This is a genomic window from Bradyrhizobium sp. Leo114, assembly GCF_055229415.2.
In genome coordinates this window covers 122,403-146,148 of the sequence record NZ_JBUYEN020000014.1, presented here as the reverse complement: position 1 = coordinate 146,148, position 23,746 = coordinate 122,403, and the positions used below count along the sequence as shown (strand labels likewise).

21 protein-coding genes are annotated in these 23,746 nt (G+C 63.9%); 15 read left to right on the top strand and 6 right to left on the bottom strand.

The genetic code is table 11. The features are described 5' to 3' along the window. Positions 1–56 precede the first annotated feature (56 nt). Both ACZIRK_RS19015 and ACZIRK_RS19010 read left to right on the top strand, forming a co-directional pair. Positions 57–2,525, top strand: a complete 2,469-nt coding sequence (locus tag ACZIRK_RS19015) for a putative bifunctional diguanylate cyclase/phosphodiesterase (RefSeq protein ID WP_463327925.1) — start codon at positions 57–59, stop codon at positions 2,523–2,525. A gap of 66 nt (positions 2,526–2,591) precedes the next feature. Next, positions 2,592–3,809 carry a lipase family protein gene (locus ACZIRK_RS19010; protein WP_463327924.1) on the top strand — a complete coding sequence of 406 codons (1,218 nt, stop codon included), beginning with the start codon at positions 2,592–2,594 and terminating at the stop codon, positions 3,807–3,809. 212 nt (positions 3,810–4,021) lie between these two features. Here ACZIRK_RS19010 and ACZIRK_RS19005 read toward each other — a convergent pair whose 3' ends face one another. Both ACZIRK_RS19005 and thrS read right to left on the bottom strand, forming a co-directional pair. After that, positions 4,022–4,585, bottom strand: coding sequence for a nitroreductase family protein (locus ACZIRK_RS19005; protein WP_130228200.1), 564 nt, complete (start codon positions 4,583–4,585; stop codon positions 4,022–4,024). A gap of 95 nt (positions 4,586–4,680) precedes the next feature. Next, the gene (gene thrS, locus ACZIRK_RS19000; protein ID WP_463327923.1) at positions 4,681–6,726 is read right to left on the bottom strand and encodes a threonine--tRNA ligase; all 2,046 of its coding nucleotides are present in this window, start codon (positions 6,724–6,726) and stop codon (positions 4,681–4,683) included. A gap of 274 nt (positions 6,727–7,000) precedes the next feature. Here thrS and ACZIRK_RS18995 point away from each other — a divergent pair, with 274 nt between their 5' ends. After that, positions 7,001–8,170 carry an MFS transporter gene (locus ACZIRK_RS18995; RefSeq protein WP_463327922.1) on the top strand — a complete coding sequence of 390 codons (1,170 nt, stop codon included), beginning with the start codon at positions 7,001–7,003 and terminating at the stop codon, positions 8,168–8,170. Between the two features lie 107 nt (positions 8,171–8,277). Here the strand turns inward: ACZIRK_RS18995 and ACZIRK_RS18990 are convergent, their stop codons facing one another. Beyond that, the gene (locus ACZIRK_RS18990; RefSeq protein ID WP_463327921.1) at positions 8,278–9,573 is read right to left on the bottom strand and encodes an alpha/beta hydrolase; all 1,296 of its coding nucleotides are present in this window, start codon (positions 9,571–9,573) and stop codon (positions 8,278–8,280) included. A gap of 299 nt (positions 9,574–9,872) precedes the next feature. Between ACZIRK_RS18990 and ACZIRK_RS18985 the strand changes: the two genes are divergently transcribed. The 3 genes from ACZIRK_RS18985 to ACZIRK_RS18975 all read left to right on the top strand — a co-directional run bounded on the left by ACZIRK_RS18985 (position 9,873) and on the right by ACZIRK_RS18975 (position 14,384). Continuing rightward, positions 9,873–11,246, top strand: a complete 1,374-nt coding sequence (locus ACZIRK_RS18985; RefSeq protein ID WP_463327920.1) for an APC family permease — start codon at positions 9,873–9,875, stop codon at positions 11,244–11,246. A 2-nt stretch (positions 11,247–11,248) separates the two neighbouring features. Then, positions 11,249–12,466 carry a hypothetical protein gene (locus ACZIRK_RS18980; protein ID WP_463327919.1) on the top strand — a complete coding sequence of 406 codons (1,218 nt, stop codon included), beginning with the start codon at positions 11,249–11,251 and terminating at the stop codon, positions 12,464–12,466. A gap of 151 nt (positions 12,467–12,617) precedes the next feature. Further along, positions 12,618–14,384: a flavin-containing monooxygenase gene (locus ACZIRK_RS18975; RefSeq protein ID WP_463327918.1), complete on the top strand. Its 1,767-nt coding sequence runs from the start codon at positions 12,618–12,620 to the stop codon at positions 14,382–14,384. Positions 14,385–14,414: 30 nt separating this feature from the next. On the opposite strand, the gene ACZIRK_RS18970 is transcribed toward ACZIRK_RS18975, so the two are convergent. Then, positions 14,415–14,582 carry a hypothetical protein gene (locus ACZIRK_RS18970; RefSeq protein WP_165435402.1) on the bottom strand — a complete coding sequence of 56 codons (168 nt, stop codon included), beginning with the start codon at positions 14,580–14,582 and terminating at the stop codon, positions 14,415–14,417. 117 nt (positions 14,583–14,699) lie between these two features. Beyond that, on the bottom strand, positions 14,700–15,044 hold the full coding sequence (yidD, locus tag ACZIRK_RS18965; RefSeq protein ID WP_130228207.1) for a membrane protein insertion efficiency factor YidD: 345 nt from the start codon (positions 15,042–15,044) through the stop codon (positions 14,700–14,702). A 245-nt stretch (positions 15,045–15,289) separates the two neighbouring features. Between yidD and ACZIRK_RS18960 the strand changes: the two genes are divergently transcribed. After that, positions 15,290–16,222, top strand: a complete 933-nt coding sequence (locus ACZIRK_RS18960; RefSeq protein ID WP_463327917.1) for a COG3904 family protein — start codon at positions 15,290–15,292, stop codon at positions 16,220–16,222. Between the two features lie 307 nt (positions 16,223–16,529). Here the strand turns inward: ACZIRK_RS18960 and ACZIRK_RS18955 are convergent, their stop codons facing one another. Then, positions 16,530–16,976 carry an iron-sulfur cluster assembly scaffold protein gene (locus tag ACZIRK_RS18955; protein WP_130228209.1) on the bottom strand — a complete coding sequence of 149 codons (447 nt, stop codon included), beginning with the start codon at positions 16,974–16,976 and terminating at the stop codon, positions 16,530–16,532. A gap of 246 nt (positions 16,977–17,222) precedes the next feature. Between ACZIRK_RS18955 and folE the strand changes: the two genes are divergently transcribed. From folE to ACZIRK_RS18915, 8 genes are all read left to right on the top strand, one after another. Continuing rightward, a complete protein-coding gene (folE, locus tag ACZIRK_RS18950; protein ID WP_130228210.1) occupies positions 17,223–17,918 on the top strand; it encodes a GTP cyclohydrolase I FolE in 696 nt (231 codons plus the stop codon). 28 nt (positions 17,919–17,946) lie between these two features. Continuing rightward, complete coding sequence (gene hisI, locus ACZIRK_RS18945; RefSeq protein WP_463327916.1) at positions 17,947–18,369, top strand: phosphoribosyl-AMP cyclohydrolase; 423 nt, start codon at positions 17,947–17,949, stop codon at positions 18,367–18,369. A 212-nt stretch (positions 18,370–18,581) separates the two neighbouring features. Further along, positions 18,582–19,193, top strand: coding sequence for a c-type cytochrome (locus ACZIRK_RS18940; protein ID WP_463327946.1), 612 nt, complete (start codon positions 18,582–18,584; stop codon positions 19,191–19,193). Between the two features lie 13 nt (positions 19,194–19,206). Then, positions 19,207–20,463, top strand: a complete 1,257-nt coding sequence (locus tag ACZIRK_RS18935) for a cytochrome c (RefSeq protein WP_165435403.1) — start codon at positions 19,207–19,209, stop codon at positions 20,461–20,463. Between the two features lie 26 nt (positions 20,464–20,489). Further along, positions 20,490–20,663 (top strand): hypothetical protein, encoded by a 174-nt coding sequence (locus ACZIRK_RS18930; RefSeq protein ID WP_028163266.1) that lies wholly within the window; start codon positions 20,490–20,492, stop codon positions 20,661–20,663. Positions 20,664–20,665: 2 nt separating this feature from the next. Continuing rightward, positions 20,666–21,244, top strand: coding sequence for a cupredoxin domain-containing protein (locus ACZIRK_RS18925; protein WP_463327915.1), 579 nt, complete (start codon positions 20,666–20,668; stop codon positions 21,242–21,244). Next, positions 21,234–22,859 (top strand): b(o/a)3-type cytochrome-c oxidase subunit 1, encoded by a 1,626-nt coding sequence (locus tag ACZIRK_RS18920; RefSeq protein ID WP_463327914.1) that lies wholly within the window; start codon positions 21,234–21,236, stop codon positions 22,857–22,859. The genes ACZIRK_RS18925 and ACZIRK_RS18920 overlap by 11 nt, the downstream gene beginning before the upstream one ends. Continuing rightward, positions 22,856–23,647 (top strand): c-type cytochrome, encoded by a 792-nt coding sequence (locus ACZIRK_RS18915; RefSeq protein ID WP_463327913.1) that lies wholly within the window; start codon positions 22,856–22,858, stop codon positions 23,645–23,647. The genes ACZIRK_RS18920 and ACZIRK_RS18915 overlap by 4 nt, the downstream gene beginning before the upstream one ends. Positions 23,648–23,746 lie beyond the last annotated feature (99 nt).

Below are 23,746 nucleotides of genomic sequence, written 5' to 3'. Positions count from 1 at the left end.
AGTGAGGTCGTGATCCGATCTTCGTCGGACCATGATCTGGTGGTTCGGGGCGCGTCATGAGTGCGGCGAAGAAGTCGTCGGGAAAATTCAACACAGAAATGTTCGGCGACGTCCCGGTGCTCAAGCGCAAGTGGCAAGCCGCATTGCGTCCGGGCGACAGGTTGCCCCGCTATGAGGACGTGATGCTCGGCAGCCTCGGCCGGCTCGCCGACCACATCGTCCTGCTCAAGGAAAGGGGCGGCGCGCTCGCCGTTTCGCAGCCCGGCCGCTACATCCAGCAATGGCTGAATGACGACCGCTGGGACATGACGCTGAACGAGCTGCCGCCGGATTGCGCGACCGCGCTCGGCGAAGCCGCCGCCAACGCTGCCCTCAATGACCGGCCCTATCTTGCCACGGCGCATTGCGTGCGCGACGGCCTGGTCCGCACCTATGACGTGCTGGCGCTGCCGACCTGCTCGCGCTGGGGCGGCACGCTGATCGGGGCCTACGTCAACGAGCGCGGCGCCCAGTACAATCTGCTCGATACGATTTTCGCGGCGACCGATGAAGGCGTGCTGTCGCTGGCCGCCATTCGCGATCGGCGTGGCGAACCGTTCGATTTCCAGATCATCCATCTCAATCAGGGCGCGGCGAAGCTCTTGAAGCGGCCCGAGCACGAGCTGTTGTGGCAGAGGCTCAGCGCGGGCGGAAACCTGCTCGGCGCGGCCGATGTGACCGAGCGGCTGCGCGAGACCGTCCGCAGGACCAGCGGCACCCAGTTCGAGATCGAGAGCGAGGACCGCTGCCTGCGGCTCGCCGTCACGGCGTTCGGCGACATGCTGTCGCTGACCTTGTCCGATGTCACGGCGCTGAAGCGGCGCGAGGTCTCGTTCCGCCTGCTGTTCGAGAACAACCCGATGCCGATGTGGGTGTTCGACGCCACCACCATGGAATTCCTTGGGGTGAATGACGCCGCGGTCCAGCATTATGGCTATCCGCGCGAGAAATTCCTGAGCATGAAGTTGCGCGAGATCTGGCCGGAGGACGAATGGGCCCCCCACAGCAAGGCGCTGCAGGAGATCGGCGACGTCTACCATTCCAGCCGCGACTGGCGGCACATCAAGGCGGATGGCAGCGAGATCCATGTGCTGACCTTCGGTCGCCGCGTTTCGTTCGACGGCCGCGACGGCTACCTCGTGGCCCTGGTCGATATCACCGAGCGGCGCAAGGCCGAGGCCCGCATTGCCTACATGGCCCATCATGACGGCCTGACCAATCTGGCGAACCGCGATTTCTTCCAGGATCGCCTGCGCGAGGCGCTGCAGCGGAGCAAGTCGGGGAGCAAGCGTGTCGCGGTGCTGTGCGTCGACCTCGACCTGTTCAAGAACGTCAACGATTCCTTCGGCCACGCGATGGGCGATCGGCTCCTGAAGCAGGTTGCCCAGCGGCTCACGGCCGATATCGCCGGCGACAATCTGGCCGCGCGGCTCGGCGGCGATGAATTCGCGATCGTGCTCTCCGATGTCACGCCAAACGAGGCGAGCGATTTTGCCGAACGCCTGATCGGGACGCTGAGCGTGTGCTACGACATCGACGGCATCGAAGTGGTGGTCGGCGCGAGCGTCGGCATCGCGCTGTCGCCGGGCGACGGCACCAGCTCGGAGGAATTGATGCGCAATGCGGACATGGCGCTCTATCGCGCCAAGTCGGACGGCGGCGGCGTGCATCGCTTCTTCGAGCACGAGATGGACCGCCAGGCGCAGAAGCGCCGTGATCTCGAGCGCGACCTGCGCCACGCCTTCGCCAACGGTGAATTCGAGCTGCATTACCAGCCGCTGGTCGACATCGCCGCCGACAAGATCAGCGGGTTCGAATCGCTGTTGCGCTGGCGCCATCCGGAAAAGGGCATGATCTCGCCGGCTGAGTTCGTGCCGGTCGCCGAAGACATCGGCCTGATTGTCCAGCTTGGCGAATGGGTGCTGCGCGAAGCCTGTTCGGAAGCGATGAAATGGCCCGAGGAGATCAAGGTCGCGGTCAACCTGTCGCCGGTGCAGTTCCGCAGCCGCAATCTGGTGCAGGCGGTGATCTCGGCACTGGCGCATTCCGGCCTGTCGCCGCGGCGGCTCGAGCTCGAGATCACAGAATCCGTGTTCCTGGCCGAGACCGAAGCCAACCTCGCGATCCTGCATCAGCTCCGCGAGCTCGGCGTCAGCATCTCCATGGACGATTTCGGTACCGGCTATTCCAGCCTGAGCTATCTGCGCAGTTTTCCGTTCGACAAGATCAAGATCGACCGCTCCTTCGTCAAGGATCTGGCGCGCCGTACCGATTGCGTGGCGATCGTGCGCGCGATCTCCGGCCTCGGGCGCAGCCTGAACATCACCACCACCGCGGAGGGCGTCGAGACGGTTGATCAGCTCGACTGGCTGCGCGCCGAGGGCTGCAACGAGGTGCAGGGCTTCCTGTTCAGCGCGGCGCGGCCGGCGGACGAGATCGCAACGCTGCTCGCAGGCTTTGCCGGGCGCGCATCGAAGGCGGCCTGACGCCGTTTGTCGCGCGGCGGTCTCCGCCGCAAATTTGTCGGCTCGCGGCGATATTGGGCGCGGGCCATGACCATCGCTCGCGTAATCCAGCTCGCCGTGCTGCCGCTTCTGCTTGCGCGCGCTGTCGGCACGCCGCTCGAGGCCTCCGCTCAAGAGATGTTTGCCGGCGTCACGGTGCGGGGGCCCGATGCGTTCTATGATCCGCCGGCGCAAGTGCCTGACGCGCCGGGCGCGCTGCTGCGCAGCGAGCCGCTCCGGGACGTCAGGCTGCCGGCCGGCATGCGGGGCTGGCGCATCCTCTACACGACGACGGTAAACGACACCACGCGTGCAACCGCCGTCGCGACCGTGTTTGCGCCGATCGATCCGCCCGCGGGCCCGCGCCCCGTGATCACCTGGGAGCACGGCACGATCGGAATGCAGCAGAAATGCATGCCGTCGCTGCTATCGGCCCCGGCCGTGGGGATTCCGGCGCTCAATCGGATCGTGCGAGCAGGCTGGGTGATCGTCGCCACCGACTACTCATTTGCCGAGAAGGGCGGCCCGCATCCCTATCTCATCGGCGAGGGCGAGGCGCGGGCCGCGCTTGACTCGGTGCGCGCCGCACGGCAGATGCCCGAACTCACGCTCGATCCGCGCACTGTGGTGTGGGGGTATTCGCAGGGCGGACACGCCGCGTTGTGGACCGGCATTATCGGTCCGCGCTACGCGCCGGAGATCGAGATCGCGGGCGTTGCCGCGATCGCGCCGGGCACCAATCTGCTGGACATTTTTGCGATGAACCAGGGGGTCGACAAGCGGCTCGGGCCGTATGTCGCGCTGTCCTATAGCCGCTTCTATCCAGACATTAGCTTCGAGCAGGCGGTTCGGCCGGAGGCGCTTGCGGCCGCGCGCGAGATTGCGGGCCTGTGCGGGTTCCTGCCGGAGGAGGAGCCGGTGCGGGCGGCGGCGCTCACCGCAACGTTCGAGGGGCCTGCGTTGGCGACACGCAGCAACCCGGCGCTTGCCGCAAGGCTTGCGCAGAATGGCGCCGACCATCCGATCGCGGCGCCTGTGGTGATCGCGCAAGGAGCGGAGGATGACGTCGTGCCGCCGGCGGCGACCGCAGGCTATGTCGAGGAGCGCTGCGCGGCCGGCCAACGGCTCGAATATTGGACCTTCGTGGGGCTCGACCACGGCATGGTGCAGCCGGGCTCAAAACTCGAGGAGCCACTCATGGCATGGACCGCGGCGCGTTTCGGAGGCGAGCCGCCGCCAAAGGGCTGCACCCGCAACTCGTTCTGACGCGCTGCGCGCAGCGCTGGAGCGTGATGGTACTTGGTTGAATCGGCCCAGGTTCACCTCTCCCGTAGGGAGAGGTCGCGCCGAAGGCGCGGGTGAGGGGTTACGGTCCCTCGATAGAGCAAATCCCTCACCCGGCGCTACGCGCCGACCTCTCCCCACGGGAGAGGTGAAGAGCGGCAGCGCCCATGGCGGATACAATTCGACTTCAAGCGCTAAAACCGCGTCACGATATCCGACAGCGCAGGACGCGGGCGGTCTTCGTTCGGCTTGGTCGGCTTGCCGATATGGATCAGCCCTGCGAGCTTCTCGTCGGGCTTCAAACCGAAACCATCGAGCACGTCGCGGTCGAAGACGAACCAGCCGGTGAGCCAGCAGGCGCCGTAGCCGAGCGCGGTCGCCGCGGTGAGGATGTTCATCGCGCTGGCGCCGGCGGAGAGTTCCTGCTCCCACGGCGGCACCTTCGGATGCGGCTTGGTGAAGCTGACGATGCCGATCACCAGCGGCGCATCGGTGAGCCGCCGCTTCTCAACCTCGATATCGGCCGTCGGCGCGCCCGGGTTCTTCTTGGCGAACACGCTCGCGATGACATCGCCGGCGCGGTTGCGCGCCTCGCCTTCGAACACGATGAAGCGCCAGGGCGCGAGCTTACCGTGGTCCGGCACCCGCGCGCCGATCGTCAAGATGGTCTCGAGCTCGGTCGGCGAGGGGCCGGGGCCTGTCATTTCGCGCGGCTTCACCGAGCGGCGGGTCTTCAACAATTCAATGGCGTCGGGCACTGCTGCTTTCCTTAAACTGGCGGGTCGCGGACATTCTTGCCACGAGATAGGGGCGAACGCCCGCGACCGGAAGCGAGTTTAGACGGATTAAAGCATCAGGACAGCGATTTCGCCCGCTTGATGTCGGGCGCCGTCGCCTCGTCGACCAGTGCGGCGAGGGCGTCCGCAGTCGGCATCACCGTCTGGCCTTCGCTGCCGAACCGTCGCACCGAGACCGAATGGGTCTCGGCTTCCTTCTTGCCGACCACGAGCAGCGCCGGGATCTTCGCCAGCGAATGCTCGCGGACCTTGTAGTTGATCTTCTCGTTGCGCAGGTCGATCTCCACCCGCAGGCCAGCGCGGCGCGCCGCGGCCACCACCTGCTTGGCATATTCGTCGGCCTCGGAGGTGATGGTGGTGACGACCACCTGCACCGGCGCCAGCCAGAGCGGGAAATTGCCCGCATAGTGCTCGATCAGGATGCCGATGAAGCGCTCCATCGAGCCGCAGATCGCGCGGTGCACCATCACCGGCGCCTTCTTCGAGCCGTCATGGTCGATATAGAACGCGCCGAACCGCTCCGGCAGGTTGAAGTCGACCTGGGTCGTGCCGCACTGCCAGTCGCGGCCGATGGCGTCGCGCAGCACATATTCGAACTTCGGCCCGTAGAACGCGCCTTCGCCCGGATTGATCTCGGTCTTGATGCGGTTGCTGCCCTTGGCCTTGATCTCCGACAGCACGGTCGCCATCACGCGTTCGGCATGGTCCCACATCGCGTCGGTGCCGACGCGCTTTTCCGGCCTCGTCGAGAGCTTGACGGTGAGTTCGCCCTCGAAGCCGAAATCGCCATAGGTCGAGAGGATCAGGTCGTTGATCTTCAGGCACTCGTCGGCGAGCTGCTCCTCGGTGCAGAACACATGCGCATCATCCTGCGTGAAGCCGCGCACGCGCATCAACCCGTGCATCGCGCCTGACGGTTCGTAGCGATGCACCACGCCGAATTCGGCAAGCCGCAAGGGGAGGTCGCGATAGCTCTTCAGACCATGCTTGAAGATCTGCACATGCCCCGGACAGTTCATCGGCTTCAGCGCGAACCAGCGCTTGTCCTCGGCCTCGTCGCCGGCGGACTGCGCCGCGAACATGTTCTCGCGGTACCAGTCCCAATGGCCCGAGGTCTCCCACAGCACCTTGTCGAGGATCTGCGGCGCGTTGACCTCCTGGTAGTCGCCGGCGAGGCGGCGGCGCATATAGGCGATCAACTGCTGGAAGATGGTCCAGCCCTTGGGGTGCCAGAACACCACGCCCGGGCCTTCCTCCTGGAAGTGGAACAGGTCGAGCTCGCGGCCGAGCTTGCGATGGTCGCGCTTCTCGGCTTCCTGGATCTGCTTGAGGTAGGCGTCGAGATCGTCCTGTTTCGCGAAGGCCGTGCCGTAGATGCGGGTCAGCATCGGATTGTTGGAATCGCCGCGCCAATAGGCGCCCGCGACCTTCACCAATTTGAAGGCGTTGCCGATCTTCCCCGTGGAGGTCATGTGCGGACCGCGGCAGAGATCGAACCAGTCTCCCTGGAAATAGATCTTGATCGGCTCGTCGCCGGGAATGGCGTCGACCAGCTCGACCTTGAACGCCTCGCCCTTGTCGCGGAACACCTCCTTGGTCTTCTCGCGCGACCACACTTCCTTGGTGAAGGGTTTGTCGCGCGCGATGATCTCGCGCATCTTCTTTTCGATGGCGGCAAAATCTTCCGGGGTGAACGGCTCGTTGCGGAAGAAGTCGTAATAGAAGCCGTTCTCGATCACGGGGCCGATCGTGACCTGCGTGCCCGGCCACAGCGACTGCACGGCTTCCGCCAGCACATGGGCGCAATCATGCCGGATCAGTTCCAGCGCGCGCGCGTCGTCACGCGAGATCAGCTCGATCTTGGCATCCTCGGTGATGGGATCCTTGAGGTCATACAGAACGCCATCCAGCGCCATCGCCACCGTGCGTTTGGCCAGCGAGGGCGAGATGCCCTGGGCGATATCGAGCCCGGTGGTGTTCCTGGGGAATTCGCGTTTCGCCCCGTCAGGGAAGGTGAGGGTGACTTTTTCCACGGGCTGGGCGGGCTTCAGGTTGCTGAGGCTGTACTGGAATCCGGACTCGGACTTGTGCTCGTCGGGCATGACATTCTCCTGTGGCTCACTCCTGCGAACGAGCGCAGGTAAGCTGAAGCAGCGATATAGCAGGCGATTGGGCCGACGCAATCCGGCAATATCAAGAAATCGGCGGGCAATCGGCCGGATTGTCACGCTCGCGAGCGCTTCAATCGCTGGTATCGATGGCGCTCCGGCAACCGCGCCGCGAGTTCGTTCGCGAATGTGACCGATCGACGAACTTCATGGCCAGCGCTGACATCTGGCCTTTTCTTCTTCGCCCGCCTGGTTTACATGCATTTGCATGAAAAGGATGCCCGCCACGCGCCGTTTTGCGCCCACCTCCCTGATGCTGGGAAATATCGTCACCGGCTGCTCCGTGCTGGCGCCGGCGGGGATGCTTCCGGAACTGTCCGGTGCACTTGATATCTCGATCCACGCCGCGGGGCTCTTGATCACCTTCGGTGCGATGGTGTTGTGCATCGGCTCGCCGCTGACGGCATGGCTGACCAGCCGCATCGATCGCCGCACTTTGCTCGGCGTCACGCTCGCGGTGCTCACGGTCACCAATCTTGCCTCCGCCCTGGCGCCTGACTACGCGAGCCTTCTGGTCATTCGCCTCATCATGCTGGCGATCGGCGCGCTCTACACGCCGCAAGCGGCCGGCACCGGGGCGCTGATCGTACCGGTCGAGCGGCGCGGCTCGACCATCGCCTATATTTTCCTCGGCTGGTCGCTCGCGGCTGCTGTCGGGCTACCCCTGATCAACTTCATCGCAAGCCATTACGGCTTTCGCGTCGCTTATGGCGGCATCGCGCTGGTCGGCTGCGTCAGCTGCGCGCTGCTGTTGTGGCGATTGCCGCACGGATTGCTCGGCGCGCCCGTCGATCTGAAGACCTGGATCGAGCTCGGCCGCAACCGGATGGTGCTCGTGCTCCTGGCGATCACAACGCTGCACATGTCAGGCCAGTTCGTCATCTTCACCTTCATGGGGCCGCTGCTTGCAAGATTGACTGGGGCCGGCCCCGACGCCATCGGGCTCGTCTTCGGCCTTTACGGCGTCTGCGGCTTCATCGGCGTCATGATCGCAACCCGCATCGTCGATTCCTGGGGGCCGTATCGGACATCGGTGCTGTTCACCTCGCTGATGCTGACCGGCGTTGCCGGGTGGGCGCTGAGCGCGGGCATCTATGCGTTGATGGCCGCCTCGGTCGCGATCTGGGGGCTTGGCTTTGCCTCCACCAATTCGATGCAGCAGGTGCGGCTGGTTGCAGCGGCGCCGGCGCTTGCATCGGCCTCGGTCTCGCTCAACACCTCCGTGCTCTATATCGGGCAGGCGATCGGCTCCGCGATCGGCGGCGCGCTGTTCGCAAATGGCTGGCTGCACGGCGCAGGCTATGTGTCCGCGGCTTTCGTCGCGCTGGCACTTCTGACCATCTTGCTGACCAAGCCGCGCCACGCGGCGGCGGAGTGATGAACTTGAGCATGATCCGGAAAAGTGGAGACCGGTTTTCCGAAAAAGATCATGCTCAAACTAAAGAGCTAGAGCGGGATGACGATTCGAAGAAAAGTCATCACGCTCTAGCGACTCGCCGATGCCGGAGCGCTTGCGATCCACGCAAGCGATGCGCCTCCCGCCATCTTCACCAGCACTTCTTTCACCGGGTGCTGCGTCCAGGCCAGCGTGACGTAATCGCGATGGGTGACGCCGTCGGGGGTCTGGACGAACGCGACGCTGCCGGGCTGCAACGGCCCGTCCATGCTCTCGCGGACGCGGATCCCCTTGTTCCTAAGCATCGTCATCAGTTCCTGATCATGCCGCTTGGTGTAGCGGGTATACGAACTCACGAAGAAACCGCTGCGGTTGTTCTCGATCCAGGAGGCGAACTTGTCGAGTTCGCCATAGACCGCATCCAGCAGCACCACGCCGCGCACGCGGCTGGTGGCGCCGCCGACCTCGAGGCTCCAGGCGGTCGGCAGGAAGCCGCCGCTATAGCCGACGATCACGACCGGCATGTTGGCGAAGGCAGCCGCCGATTTGGGATCGCCATAGAGGCGGGCGAGGTGGGAGGTGGATTCGTCGAGGAAACGTTTGAAGCCGCCGGGCTGCCAGAATTTTCCGGCGCTGGAATCGGCGGCATCGACCGCCATCTGCGGCGCCAGCAGCACCGCGTTGACGCCGGAGTCCGAGATCTGCTGCGGCACCAATTGGCGGTCGCGCACGTCGCGCTCGAGGGTTGCGCCATTGCCGTGGAAGAACACCACGATCACGCCCGGCTTACTGACGTCGAAATTCTCGGGCACGTGCATCAGGACGCGGCTGTCATTGTAGGTCTCGTCCTGCCAATAGACGCGGCCCGAATAGCTGCGATGGCCCTTGCGGCTGCCGTCCGTGACATTCAGGAACGGCGCATCCGAGCGCGGGTTGTTGCCGAAATAAGGGAAGGCGGAGGATTTCATGCTGACCAGCGTGGTCAGCTCTTCGCGCTCGCTCGGCTTCGGCAGATTGAGCGTGGGTGTCAGCGAAGCCGTCCGGACCGGCGCGGGACGCTGCGGCTGCGGCTCGGAGGCCGACGCCGACGCGGTGGCCTGGCGCTGCACGAGCCTTTCCTGCTCGGTCGGGAAGCGTTCCTTGAACGATGGTGCCGGGAAGCGATCCACAAACGTATCGCTCGCAACCGCGTGTGTGTTCGCCGCGAGCGCCGAGGCGCTGGGCGCTCTGCCGCATTGAGCCAGCACGGTCGCGAGCGGTAGAAGCAGCGAGGCGGTCGCGACCCAGCGCCACGGAGACCTCGGCCAGCGCGACCGCGCGGCCGGGGACATTGGCCGGTTCGCGCGATCACACTTCTGGAATGTTGGGTTCGCTGCCCCGATCATCCACCCGCTACCCCGAACTCCCGGCAAACGCCGAATCTGAGCGCACCGGTGTTTAGGTGACGTTAAACTTCCGGAAAATTCCCCATCCGGAAGGTGCAAGAAGACCATCCAATCGTGTCGCGATTGTGGGTCGTCTCTCGTGTTTACACAAAGGTCGGCCCTTTGAAGGCAACAATTGGGTATTATGATACCCAAATCTTGGCCGGAGTTAGGTGCTTGTTAACGTTGCTTGAATTGGCCGTTTTCCGCCTGCACGATGAGAATCGTCGAAGCGCGTAGCGCTCAAGGTACGGTCCGATATGGCGGCATCACACACGGGCAGCGCGACATGGTCCGGTTCGCTCCCCGGCAGCGGTTCGACCGTTTCGGTCCTCGTGGCCACGGCCATCGTGGTTGCCGACATGGTGGGCGTCGGCGTTTTCACCAGCCTCGGCTTTCAGGTCAAGGACATCCCGTCGGGCTTCTCGATCCTCCTGCTGTGGACCATCGGTGGCATCGTCGCGCTGTGCGGCGTATTTTCCTACGGCGAACTCGGTGCGATGTTTCCGCGCTCGAGCGGCGAGTACAATTTCCTGAGTCGCGCCTATCATCCGGCGTTCGGATTCGTCGCCGGCTGGGTGTCGGCGACCGTGGGGTTCGCTGCGCCGGTCGCGCTCGCCGCCATGGCGTTCGGCGAATACGGCAAGTCGGTCTTGCCGGACGCGCCGCCGCTCGCGCTGGCGCTCGGCGTGGTGTGGCTGGTGTCGATCGTCCAACTCACCGGCGTCAAGCATTCCTCGACCTTCCAGCTGGTCGCGACCATCCTGAAGGTGGTGCTGATCGTCGGGTTTCTCGTCGCCGGATATTTGATCGCGACGCCGCAGCCGATCTCGTTCGCGCCGACCTCAGTCGATCTTTCCCATATCGTCAGCGCACCGTTCGCGATCAGCCTGGTGTTCGTAATGTATTCGTTCTCCGGCTGGAACGCGGCGACCTACATCATCGGCGAGATGCACCTGCCGGAGCGCAACTTGCCGCGCGCGATGCTCTCGGGAACGTTGATCGTGCTCGTGCTCTATGTCGCCCTGAACGCGGTGTTCCTCCACACCGCGCCAATCGACCAGCTTGCCGGCCAGATCGACGTCGCCCGCATTTCCGGCAGCTATATCTTCGGCGAGCTCGGCGGCCGCATTGTCGGCGCGATGATCTGTGTCGGGCTGATCTCCTCGATCAGCGCGATGATGTGGATCGGTCCGCGCGTGATGATGACGATGGGCGAGGACATCCCGGCGCTGCGGATCTTCGCCCGCCACTCGGCCAGCGGGGCGCCGGCCTATGCGATTCTGTTCCAGCTTGCGGTGGCGACGCTGATGCTGTTCACGCGCAGCTTCGAGGCGGTGCTGGACTTCATCCAGTTCGCGCTGCTGTTCTGCTCGTTCTTCACGGTAGCAGGCGTGATCAAGCTGCGCATCACGCGCCCCGACCTGCCGAGGCCTTACCGCGCCTGGGGATACCCGGTCACCCCTGTGGTTTTCCTGCTCGTGACCGGTTTCATGATGTACTATCTGTTGACCGACCGTCCGCTGCAGTCGGCGCTTGGCACTTTGATCATGCTTTCCGGCCTTTTGATCTACGCCGTTTTCCGCAAAGGGGCGGCGCGCCCGGCTGCCGCCGGAGCATCGGGTCGCAAATGAGGATGTTCTTGCCATTGAAAGCTGTCGCGCTCGCTTTCGCGATTCTGCTCGCGGCGCTGCCGGCGCGTGCCGCCGACACGGCGACCGCAGACGATACTGCGCGCTTCCTTGCCGGGATGATGCCGTCAGCGGACTCTCCGCTGGTTCCGCTGACCAGGGATCCTGCCTGGCAACAGCATGCCCGATTCTTCGACCAGGCCTTTGCGCAGCTCGAGCAGCGCCAGCTGTCGAAGATCCGCGCCTGGGCGGAGACCAATCTCGCCGCCCCGCGGCCGACCATGTTCTACATGTTCTCCGGGCCCGACTTCATCTACGCCGACGCCTTCTATTCCGGCGCGACGACCTATGTGCTCAGCGCGCTTGAGCCGACCGGCTCGGTGCCGGACCTGACAAGACTGTCGCGTGGCGACGTCGGTGCCGCGCTCTACAGTGTCGAGCGCTCGCTATCTTCGGTTCTGAGCTTCTCCTTCTTCATCACCAAGAAGATGAAGGTCGACCTGCATGCGGGCGAGATCAGCGGCACCTTGCCGATCCTCTATGTGTTCCTGGCGCGCTCGGGCAAGACCATCCGGAGCGTCGCGCCGGTTGTGCTCGACGAGAACGGCATCGTTGGCACGGAAGGGGCAGGGAAGGGCGCGGTGCGCGGCGCGCGCATCACCTTCGCCGGCAATGATGGCGTTGAGCGCACGCTCTATTACTTCTCGACCGATCTCTCCAATTCAGGCGTCAAGGCGAGCGGCTTTTTGAAATTCTGCGAGACGCTTGCGCCCGGCAACAGCCTGATCAAGAGCGCCTCCTATCTCATGCACGCCGGCAATTTCACTGTTGTGCGCGATTTCATCCTCAAGAACAGTGCCACCATCATCCAGGACGATTCCGGGATTCCGCTCGTGTACTTCAACCACAGCCGCTGGCGCTTCTTCCCGTTCGGCCGCTATGCCGGCCCGATCGCCGAATTCCCGGGCCGCTACCAGGAATCCTACGCCGAGCTGTTCCACCGCGCGCAGCCGATCGATTTCGGCATCGGCTATCGCTGGCGCACGCACGAAACCAACCTGCTGCTTGCCGTGCAATTGCCGGGTGATGGCTTCGGCACCGCCGATGCGGTGGCTCAGGATGCGCCAGCCCCCAAACCGGCGCCGCCGCGTGCCAGGGCGCCCCGGCAGCCGGCGCCATTCTTCAGTTCGCAGCCCGGCGGTTTCTTCTGGTTTGGGCGCTAGAGTTCTCCTTCGTTTTGACGCTCCGGACTCCAGTCGTGCTTCAACATCCAGTGAATATTGCGATCGTAACTCACACCGCGAGTCCTGCAATCGATCTGTAGCCGCGCCTCGTCAGGTTCGTGATCTGTCACCCAAGTTCCGAGGGATCGATATGATCGCTGCCGACGTCGACGAACGATTCAACAAATGGCTGGGCCTCTTTAACGCCGCTGCAGCGGCTGCGGACATCGATGCGCTGCTGATTCTGTTCCATCCGGACGCATTCTGGCGCGACCAGCTCGCGTTCACCTGGAACCTGCGCACCGCTGAAGGTCATGACGAAATCCGACAGATGTTGGATGCGTGCCTCGCGCGTACGGCACCGACGGCGTGGCGGCAAACGAGACCCGTGCGTGTCGAAGATAGCATCGTCGAAGCAATCGTCGAGTTCGAGACGACGGTCGCTCGCTGCAAAGCAGTCGTTCGCATGAGAGAGGGCAAGGTCTGGACCTTGCTCACGTCGATGACGGAGCTGAAAGGCTTCGAGGAAGCGCCGAGCTTCGACCATGTCAGCCATGGCCGAGACGCGCTTCAGGAAACCGGATTCGGCGATACCGCCGCTTCGGCGAAGCAGCCGTACTGCGTGATTGTTGGAGCCGGGCACTGCGGGCTTGGATTGGGCGTGCAGCTCCGAAAGCTGGGCGTACCTACGCTGATTATCGATCGCCGCGAGCGACCGTCCGATACCTGGCGAAATCGCCACGATTCGTTGTCGCTGCACTCTCCTTCATACTTTGATCAGATGCCGGGGTTCTCCTACCCCGACGGCTGGCCGCTGCATCCTTCGAAGGAACGCTTCGCCGATTGGCTGGATGCTTATCAGTCGGTGATGCAGGTCCACGTGATGACCGGGGCAGAGTGCGTAGGGGCCGACTACGATAATGCGCGCGGGAAATGGCGCCTACGGGTCAAACGCCGCGACAGCGCGATCGAGCTCAACCCGGAGCAGCTTGTGCTCGCCACCGGATTATTCGGGACTCCGAAGATCCCGGAGGTGCCCGGAAGGGAGCGGTTCAAGGGACCGCAACAACATGCAAGCTCGTATCGCAGCAACCCTCATCACAGGAACTGCCGGTGCGTCGTGGTGGGATCAGGCACCACAGCGCACGATATTGCTGCGGGTCTTTTCGCTGATGGCGCCGACGTCACGATGATTCAGCGCAGTCCGACCATCGTGATGAGGCTGGAGACGTTGCTCGAAGGATTTGCCAGGCTCTACGGCAGTGAGCCGAAGGCGCAGGGCATAACGATCGACCTTGCGGACCTGTTGTTCGCCGCGACGCCCTTGCGCGTCCTGGTGGGCATGCACCAGAAGCTGGTGAAGCACGTAAGGGAGAAGGACGCGGCGTTCTACCGGCGATTGGAGAGCGTCGGCTTTCGATTGAGCTTCGGTGAGGACGAGAGCGGCGTGTTTCCGCAGGTCCTGCGCGATCCCGGTGGCTACTACATCGATGTCGGTGCGTCAGAGCTGGTCGCGAACGGCAGCATAAAGCTGAGGAGTGGCGTTGGCATGGCGGCGCTTCGCCAAGAAAGCGTTGTTCTTAGCGACGGGAGCGAAATTCCCGCGGACATGATCTTCTACGCAACCGGCTACGAGCGCAGCTCGTTCGAATCCATCCTGACGCCGGAGACTGCAAGGAAGGTCGGCCCGCTGTGGGGCTTTGGTTCAGGCACCCGCCGCGATCCCAGCCCTTGGGAGGGTGAGCTGCGAAACATGTGGAAGCCCACGCGACAGAAAGGACTGTGGTTTCACAGTGCCGGAGTTGGGATGGGGCGGTTTTACTCGCGCATCCTCGCCCTGCAGATCAAAGCCCGGCAGGCCGGAATAGCAACACCCGTGTACGAAGGCGAAGCTGCCAAGGCGCTCGAGGCTGCGTGAGCCGCTCTAATTCACCCATGTCGCATTGCATCACCAGTGCACGCTCTGGCTCGGCACGATGAAGGCGCTGTTGTTAGCCATGTTCGGCTTGTGGGTGAAATAGAGGTAAGCGGAAACGATCAAAATGAGTAGTGCGATGATCGCCAGTAAATCTATCTGGCGGGGGTCATGACCGTGGCGGCTGATTTTCCAGCGCATTGTTGGTGTCCTCCCTGCGGACGCAAGAAGTCAATGCCGCACTGCCGCCACAGTTCCCGCACGCCAGCGATGCATGCATAACTTGAAAGCACCGGCGGAGAGGGCGATCTCTCTGGTCTACGGCGAGTTGACGCCGCGCCAGCGGCCGTAGCGCCAGGGCAGATACCATCGCGCGCCGGGCGGCGCCCGCTCCGGCACGTTGTCGATGCCCGATGTGCCGAAGGGATGGCAGCGCAATAGGCGCGCCAGCGTCATCCAACCACCTGCCCACAAGCCGAAGCGCTCGATCGCCTCATCGCCATAGACTGAGCAGGTCGGCAGATGCCGACAGTTGTAGCCAACCAGTGGCGACAGCGTATGCCGGTAGATCCAGATCAGCGCGCGGCCGAGATTGCGCGGCAGCCGCTGGGCGGCGCTGGCACAGTCTGTGCATCGAAATTGATGTGATGTTCGATGTTCCATGGGCGTCATACCGCAAACTTATGTCGTCTTGCGCGGGTTCCCAAGCAAGGAACTTAGTTCTTGCAGATATTTACGCCACAGTTCGCAACTATTGCACCGCACGGGCGGCGCTGCAGCAAAGGTCCTATGGACGAGACAGGTCAGTACGGTTACCGTTTTGATAACGCTTCGATGACACCATCAGGTCACGTTGCGATGGGGCCGCTGCCACTGCTCACCCATAGGGCCAGGGGGAAGGAACCAAATTGAGGCTCGTGACGTCGCTTCGTCTTCGCGGTCTGGCACTTCTCGGCGCCGCCGCCTTTTGCATCACACTGCCTGGCTCGGTCACGACGCTGGGCAATTCGGCCCGCGCTGGCGCCAGTCTGGAAGAACGCAAGACGCCGATGCGATTCAGTTGGGTGGCTTGCGAGCCCAACTGCAGGGGTTGGGTATCCGCCGTCGGCATCATCACCGCCGACAGCCCGCGCGACTTCGATGAGTTCGCCCGCGGCCGCCAGCTCGGCGGCGCCACCATCGTGCTCGATTCCAGCGGCGGCTCGGTCAACGACGCCATCACGCTCGGCCGCCGCTTCCGTGGCCTGGGCGCATTGACCACCGTCGGCACGACGGTCATCAACCAGACCTCAAAGGGCCAGCGCGCCGGCGTCAGGCCGGAAGCCTATTGCGAGTCGATGTGCGTGTTCCTGCTGTTATCAGGTACGGCCCGTTACGTGCCCGAAAGCGCGCATGTCCGCGTTCATCAGATCTGGATGGGCGACCGCGCCGATGACGCGCGTGCCGCGAACTACACCGCGCAGGACATGATGATCGTGGAGCGCGATATCGGCCGGCTGGCGAAGTACACTTTCGACATGGGCGGCGCAGGCGACCTGTTGTCGCTGGCGCTGAGCGTTCCGCCCTGGGAAGAATTGCACGAGCTGTCGCGCGACGAGTTGCGGCTGACCAATCTCGTCACCACCGAAGAGGTCGCCGACGTGCTGCCGCCGCAGGATAATGCGGCCACCGTGCCGGTCGCGGATGCGAAAACCAAGCCGAACCAGGACCGTTTCGCCACCAGCGCGGCTGAGGGCGAGACGACGGCGCAGCCCGCGAAGTCGATATCAACCAAGACCGCGGAAGCCCTGGCTCCCACCGGCGGCTCCGCCACGCCGCCCCCGGCCCAGCCGGTGAAGTGACGTCGGTCATTTTCCTTGTCATTGCGAGCGAAGCGAAGCAATCCATACGGCCACTTGTGGAGACGTGGATTGCTTCGCTTCGCTCGCAATGACGGGAGGGGGACAGGCGGGCCTTCATCCTTCGAGACGCGCGTTCCGCGCTTCTCAGGATGAGGGGAGATAACGTTGTTCGCGGGGACACTGCTTTAGCCGCAAGTCAGCCCTGAGACCCTCATGGTGAGGAGGCGCGCCAGCGCCGTCTCGAACCATGAGGCCCGGCTGTAACCATGAGGCCCAGCTGTCTCAAACCGCGAGTCGCGGCTAGGGCCTACGCCGGCTGCTTGGCCTTCGCCTCGATCTGACCGATGGCATCAACCACGGCATCAAATGTCAGCATGGTGGAGGCGTGGCGGGCCTTGTAGTCGCGCACCGGCTCGAGCAGGGCGATCTCGGCCCATTTGCCGTCTTCCGGGGGCTTGCCGTTTTCCTTGAGCATCTTGCGCACGGTCTCGCGCAATTCGCGCAGTTCATCGGCGGTCGAGCCCACGACATGCCTTGCCATGATCGAGGAGGAGGCCTGCCCCAGTGCGCAGGCTTTGACGTCATGGGCGAAGTCGGTGACGACGGGGCCGTCCATCTTGAGGTCGACCTTCACGGTCGAGCCGCAGAGTTTCGAATGCGCGGTGGCGCTGGCATCGGGGTCGGGAAGGCGTCCGAGACGCGGAATATTCCCGGCCAGTTCGATGATCCGCTTGTTGTAGATGTCATTCAGCATGCGAATAGAGCTCGTGGGCAGAGGGGTAAGGCACCCTTGGCGGCTGGGTTCTATGGTCCTATATATGAACCGTATCGGCCGAAATACAGTCCGGCCATGCCATCGGCGCGGGCCAGTTCAGAAGCCAATGCTAGGCTGCCGGTGTTAGGATGAAGGGACTCCAGGCGTCCGGCGGCACCAGGCCGCGCCGTCTGCCCGGTGACACACCCGGTCCGAGAAGGGACCGGTCGAACGGAGAGACGTCGAATGGACGCTGCAATCAAATCGATCCGCCCTGCCAAGAGCAACGAGCCCAAAAAGATCGAAACCCGGCCGGCCGAGCTCGATCCGTCCGAATTCCTTGCCGCCGCCGTCCGTGCCGACCAGCCGCGCCCGTCGCGTGCTGAAGCCGAGCAGGCGGTTCTGACGCTGCTGAGCTATATCGGCGAGGATCCGGATCGCGAGGGGCTGCTCGACACCCCACGCCGCGTCGTCGAGGCTTTTGACGAGCTTTACCAGGGCTATCACCAGTGCCCGGCCGAGGTGCTCGACCGCACCTTTGGCGAGACCGCCGGCTATGACGATTTCGTGCTGGTCCGCGACATCGAGTTCACCTCGCAGTGCGAGCACCACATGATGCCATTCTACGGCAAGGCACATATTGCCTATACGCCGGTCGAGCGGGTGGTGGGCCTGTCCAAGCTCGCCCGGCTCACCGACATCTTTGCCCGCCGGCTGCAGACGCAGGAGCATCTCACCGCCCAGATCGCGGCTGCGATCGACGAGGTCCTCAAGCCCCGCGGCGTTGCCGTCCTGATCGAGGCGGAGCATACCTGCATGTCGGTACGCGGGGTCGCCAAACATGGCGCGTCGACCTTCACCAGCCGCTTCACCGGCATGTTCCGCGACAATCCGGCGGAGCAGCAGCGTTTCCTGTCCCTGGTGCGAGGACCGACCCGGTAGCCTCGCACAACATTGCGAGGCTTATCCCGTGTCAGCACATGATCACGACCGCGAGGAAGGGCTGGCATTCCAGCCCAAGTTCGATGCGTCAGGCCTCGTGACCTGCGTCGCGACCGACGCCGCCAATGGCGACGTGCTGATGGTCGCGCATATGAACGACGAAGCGCTGCGCAGGACCATCGCGACCGGCGAGGCCTGGTATTTCAGCCGCTCGCGCAATGCGCTGTGGCGCAAGGGCGAAAGCTCGGGCCACACCCAGCGCGTGACCGAGATGCGTATGGATTGTGACCAGGACGCTGTATGGATTCGCGTCGAGCAGATCGGTGCGGCCTGCCACACCGGCCGCCGTTCGTGCTTCTATCGCGCCGTCAAGGGTGAAGATGGCGACACACGATTGTCATTCATCGACGCCGAACGCTTGGTCGATCCATACAAAGTCTATCGCAAATAGACTCAATAATTCTCATCGTTGCGCACATGGCGCGATGCAGCGCGCGAGCTGCGTTGCCACCGTCAAAATGATGTGCAAAAATTCCCACTCGTCGTCGAGATGGGGTTACAACGGTGGCGCGTCGTTTTTCTCTACTCCGATTGTGTTTTGTCTTTTTCGCGCTGCCATTCCTTGCCGCGCAGGCGCAGACGCCGGAGCGGGCGCCCGACACCATGGCGGCCCGCGTGCTGGCCTGCGCGTCCTGCCACGGCGCGCAAGGCGAGGGGACGAGCGACGTCTATTTCCCGCGTCTTGCCGGTAAGCCCGCAGGCTATCTTTATAATCAGCTCGTCGCGTTCAGGGACGGCCGGCGCAAATATCCGCCGATGAACTATCTGCTGGAATTTTTGCCTGACGACTACCTGAAGAAGATGGCCGACTATTTCGCCTCATTGCGGCCGCCGTTCCCGGAGCCTGCGATTCCGACCGTCAGCGATGCGATTCTCGCGCGCGGCGAGTCGATCGTGAAGAACGGCGATACCCAGCGCGGCATTCCGCCCTGCGCGAGCTGCCACGGCCCGAGCTTCGGCGGCATGGAGCCCGCGATTCCCGGTCTGCTCGGTCTGCGTGCAAGCTATATCAGCGCCCAGCTCGGCGGCTGGCGCTACGGCACGCGCACCGCGGCCGCCCCCGATTGCATGCAGATCGTCGCAAGCCTTCTGACCGAAGACGATGTGAAGGCGGTCGCCGCCTATCTCTCATCGCGTCCGGCGCCGGCAGACCCGTCGTTCGCGCCGCAAGGCAGTCTGCCGATGCCGCTTGCATGCGGCAGCGAGCCGCGTTGAAGGGAGCTCGCCGATGCAACGCCTCTCAACCAAGCTGATCCTCCTTCTGGCGCTGTGCTTCGCCGGCATGACGGCGGCAAGTGCGCAGCAGAACCCGCCGGCGAACGCCGAGCTGCTCAAGCGGGGCGAATATCTCGCCCGCGCCGGCGACTGCATCGCCTGCCACACCGCGCGCGAAGGCAAGACCTTTGCCGGCGGGCTGCCGATGAAGACGCCGTTCGGCACGCTCTACACCTCCAACATCACGCCCGATCCGCAGACCGGCATCGGCACCTGGACCTCGGACCAGTTCTACCGGATGATGCATGATGGCCGCTTCCCGGACGGCGGTCTCGTCTATCCCGCGATGCCGTTCGGCTCCTATACCAAGGTGACGCGCGAGGACTCCGATGCGATCTACGCCTATTTGCGTTCGGTCCCGCCGGTGAAGCAGGTCAACAAGCCGCACGAATTGACCTTTCCCTTCAACAATCGCTCTCTGATCATCGGCTGGCGCACGCTGTTCTTCAACGAAGGCGAGTTCAAGCCCGATCCGACCAAGTCGGCGGAATGGAACAGGGGCGCCTATCTGGTCGAAGGTCTCGGCCATTGCGGCATGTGCCACACCGCGATCAACGCGCTCGGCGGCAGCTCGGAATCGCAGGCGTTCGAGGGCGGCCTGATTCCGATGCAGTACTGGTACGCGCCGTCGCTCACCTCGAACAAGGAAGCGGGGCTGGGCGAGTGGAGCATCCAGGAAATCGTCGACTATCTGCGCACCGGCGTCTCTGCGCGCGGCGCGGTCTACGGGCCGATGGCGGAAGTCGTCTACAACAGCCTGCAATATCTCAACGACGAGGACATCCGCGCGATGGCGGTCTACCTGAAGGGCCTCGCGCAGGGCACCTCGCCGGACAAGCCGCCGCCGGCGTTGCCAACTGCAGAGAGCAGCCTTCTGCTCTCGCTCGGCAAGCAGATCTATGACCGCGATTGCGCAAGCTGCCACGGCGCGACCGGCCTCGGCATGCCTCCGCATTATCCGCCGCTCGCCGGCAATCAGTCGATCCAGATGGCCTCGGCGGTGAATGCCATCCGCATGGTGCTCAATGGCGGCTATCCGCCGGGCACCGCGGGCAACCCGATGCCCTATGGCATGCCGCCCTTCGCGCAGCGCCTCTCCGACGATGAGGTCGCCGCCGTCGTCACTTACATCAGGACATCCTGGGGCAATCGCGGTGCGCCGGTATCGGCGCGGCAGGCCAACGAATTGCGCACGGCTACGCTGAAGTAGAGCATGATTTGGAGAAGGGGTGCGCCATGACGGATTCATCCTCGCAAGGGCGGGCGCAGCATTCCGATGACGAGGCGGTGGACGCGATCGTGCGCGCAGGTCCCGGCGGCGCGATTGCGGTGGCGGGCATCGCGACCGCGATCGTCGTCGCTTTATGGTTTGCCTTCTATCTCTTCGTCTTCCTGCCGCGGAGCGCCTGATCGTGACCAGTGAGACCGATCATAGTCACGGCGCGCATGGCCTCGGCGAGGCGGTTGCCGCACGCATCGAGCGGCGCTGGGCAACGTTGTCGATCGTGATCATCGGCGTGCTCGTCGGCTTGGCCGCCTTCTTCGGCATCTACCATACGACGATGCCGCAGGGCCGCGTCGAGACCGCCGATCCGACGACCTTGCATCTTTCCGGCGAATTCGTCGAAAGCAACCTCGGCAGCGCGCTGGAGGCCGACGGCTCCGTCACGGTGCGCGCGATCGGGCAGCAATATTCATTCACCCCGCAATGCCTCGTGGTGCCGGCGGAAACGCCGATCACCGTTCGCGCCACCAGCGCCGACGTCGTGCACGGCTTCCTGATCGAGGGCACCAACATCAACATCATGCTGGTGCCGGGCTATGTTTCGGATCTGCCGATCAGCTTCAAGACGCCGGGCGAACACATGATGCCGTGCCAGGAATTCTGCGGCATCGGCCATCAAGGCATGTGGGGCAAGGTCAAGGTGGTCGACCAGACTACGTTCCGCAACATGGCGGCGAGCAAACGGAGGCTCACCTGTGTTGATTAACAAGCGGCTGATCCTGGCGCATTTCTGGCTCGCTTTCATCGTCTTCGGCGCGGCGCTGGTGCTCGGCGCCTGGCAGATGTTCGTGCGCAGCCCGCTGAACGCCTGGCACTTCAATCCGGAATTCTATTATCGCTCGGTCACCGCGCACGGCACGGTGATGGGCTATGTGTTCCCGACCCTGATCGCGATGGGCTTTGGCTACGCCATCAGCGAAGCGGCGCTGGAGCGGCCGCTGATCGGGCGGCGCTGGGCCTGGGCCGGCATCGCGCTGGTCGCGATCGGCAGCGTGATGGCGATGATCCCGGTCTCGCTCGGACTCGCCTCCGTGCTCTACACCTTCTATCCGCCGATGATCGGCAATCCCTTCTATTACATCGGCGTGGTCCTGGTCGTGGTCGGCTCATGGATCTGGGTCGCGCTGATGTCGATCAATCTCGCGGTCTGGAAGCGCGACAATCGCGACAAGCCGGTGCCGCTCGCGATGTTCGCCAATGTCGCCGGCTCCTATCTCTGGGCCTGGACCGCGGTCGGCGCCGCGGTCGAGCTGATTTTCCAGATCATTCCGACCGCGCTTGGGCTCAGCACCACCATCGACGCCGGACTGGCGCGCGTATTCTTCTCCTGGACATTGCACGCCATCGTCTATTTCTGGCTGATCCCGACTTACATCGCCTATTACACGATCTTCCCGCGCGCGATCGGCGGCCGGCTCTACAGCGACGCGATGGGGCGGGTCGCCTTCATCCTGTTCGTCGTGGTCGCGATGCCGATCGGCGTGCATCATTTGTTTGCCGATCCGCAGGTCGGCGCCGGCTTCAAGTTCATGCAATCGGTGTTCACCGGCCTCGTGGCGCTGCCCACGCTGCTCACGGTGTTCACGATCTGCGCGTCTGCGGAGATCGCGAGCCGGCTGCGCGGGGGCAGGGGCGCCTTCGGCTGGATCGGCGCGCTGCCGTGGAAGAATCCGATCATGCTCGCGACCGCCCTGTCGCTCGTGATGCTTGGCTTCGGCGGCGCCGGCGGGCTCATCAACATGAGCTATCAGCTCAACACCAGCATCCACAACACGCAATGGATCACCGGCCACTTCCATCTGATCTTCGGCGGCGCCATCGTCATCATGTATTTCGCGATCGCCTATGACCTGTGGCCGCATTTGACCGGCCGCACGCTGGATAGTTACGGGATGATGCGCACCCAGCTCTGGCTGTGGTTCATCGGCATGATCGTCACAACGTTCCCGTGGCACTATGTCGGCATCCTCGGCATGCCGCGTCGCATGGCGTTCTATGACTACGCCAATCCCGCGATCGCGCCGCAGGCCCTCTCGGTGACGATGTCGGCGTTCGGAGGATTGATCCTGCTGACGTCAGGTATCCTGTTCCTGATCGTGCTGATCCGCGGCCAGTTCGCGCCGAGGGGCGAGGCGGGCGCCTATCGCTTTGCGATCCCCTTGCACATGCCTGTGCGCATTCCGGTTGCGCTCAACAGTTTTGGATTGTGGCTGGCGCTCATGATCGGGCTGACGGTCGTCAATTACGGCTATCCGATCGGCCAACTGATGGCCGTGAAGAATACCAGCGTGCCTGCCGTTTATGTCGGAGCCAGCAGATGAGCGAGGAGGAGCTCTATTCGCCGCGCAATCCCTGGTTCAGCATCAGCGTCGGCGTCACCGCCGCCATCGCGGTGCTGTCCGCGGTCGTGGGATTGATCTGGCTGCCGCTGCTGCAGCCCAATCTGAAGCTTGCCGGCATCTGGGATGCGATCTGCAGCGCAGCCGGCGTGCCGAACCTGCCGAGGCCCGCCGCGGCGGTCCCGCCTGCGTTCAAGACGTCGAATGTCGTGGTCACTCCGGAAATGCTGACACGGCAGGATCAGGTGTCGATCGGCCGTGGCGCGACGCTCGCGCAGCGCTGCGCGATCTGCCATGGGCCGCAGGGCGTCAGCGACGCCAACTCGCCGAACCTCGCCGGGCAGTACGCCGCGGTGACGTACAAGGAGTTGAACGACTTCAAGGCCGGGGCGCGGGTCAACGTCGTCATGAGCCCGTTCGCGGCCAATATGACCGACCAGGACATGCGCGATGTCGCGCTCTATTACGCCTATCTGCCGCGTGTGCCTTCCAGTCAGGTCAATCCGAACCTGCCGCCGCCTGCGATCGTGGTGACGGGCGCGCCGATGCGCAACATCCCGCCCTGCGGCTCCTGCCACGGCGAAATCGACATCAAGGCCGGCAGCCCCTGGCTCGGCGGCCAGTCCGCCGTCTATATCAAGTCGCAGTTGCAGGCCTTCGCATCGGGCACCCGCCGCAACGACATCAGCGAGCAGATGCGCAATATCGCCCGCCAGATGACCGCGGAAGAGATCGATCAGGTCGCGCGGTATTACGAGGCGCAGCCGTAAGGCTCCACCTCCTTAACTTCCCATTAACCATAACTGCCGCAGGGTATTGAAGGGAGCTGCGCCGATTACCGGCGTTCATGAAGCCCACGCGAGCGTTTC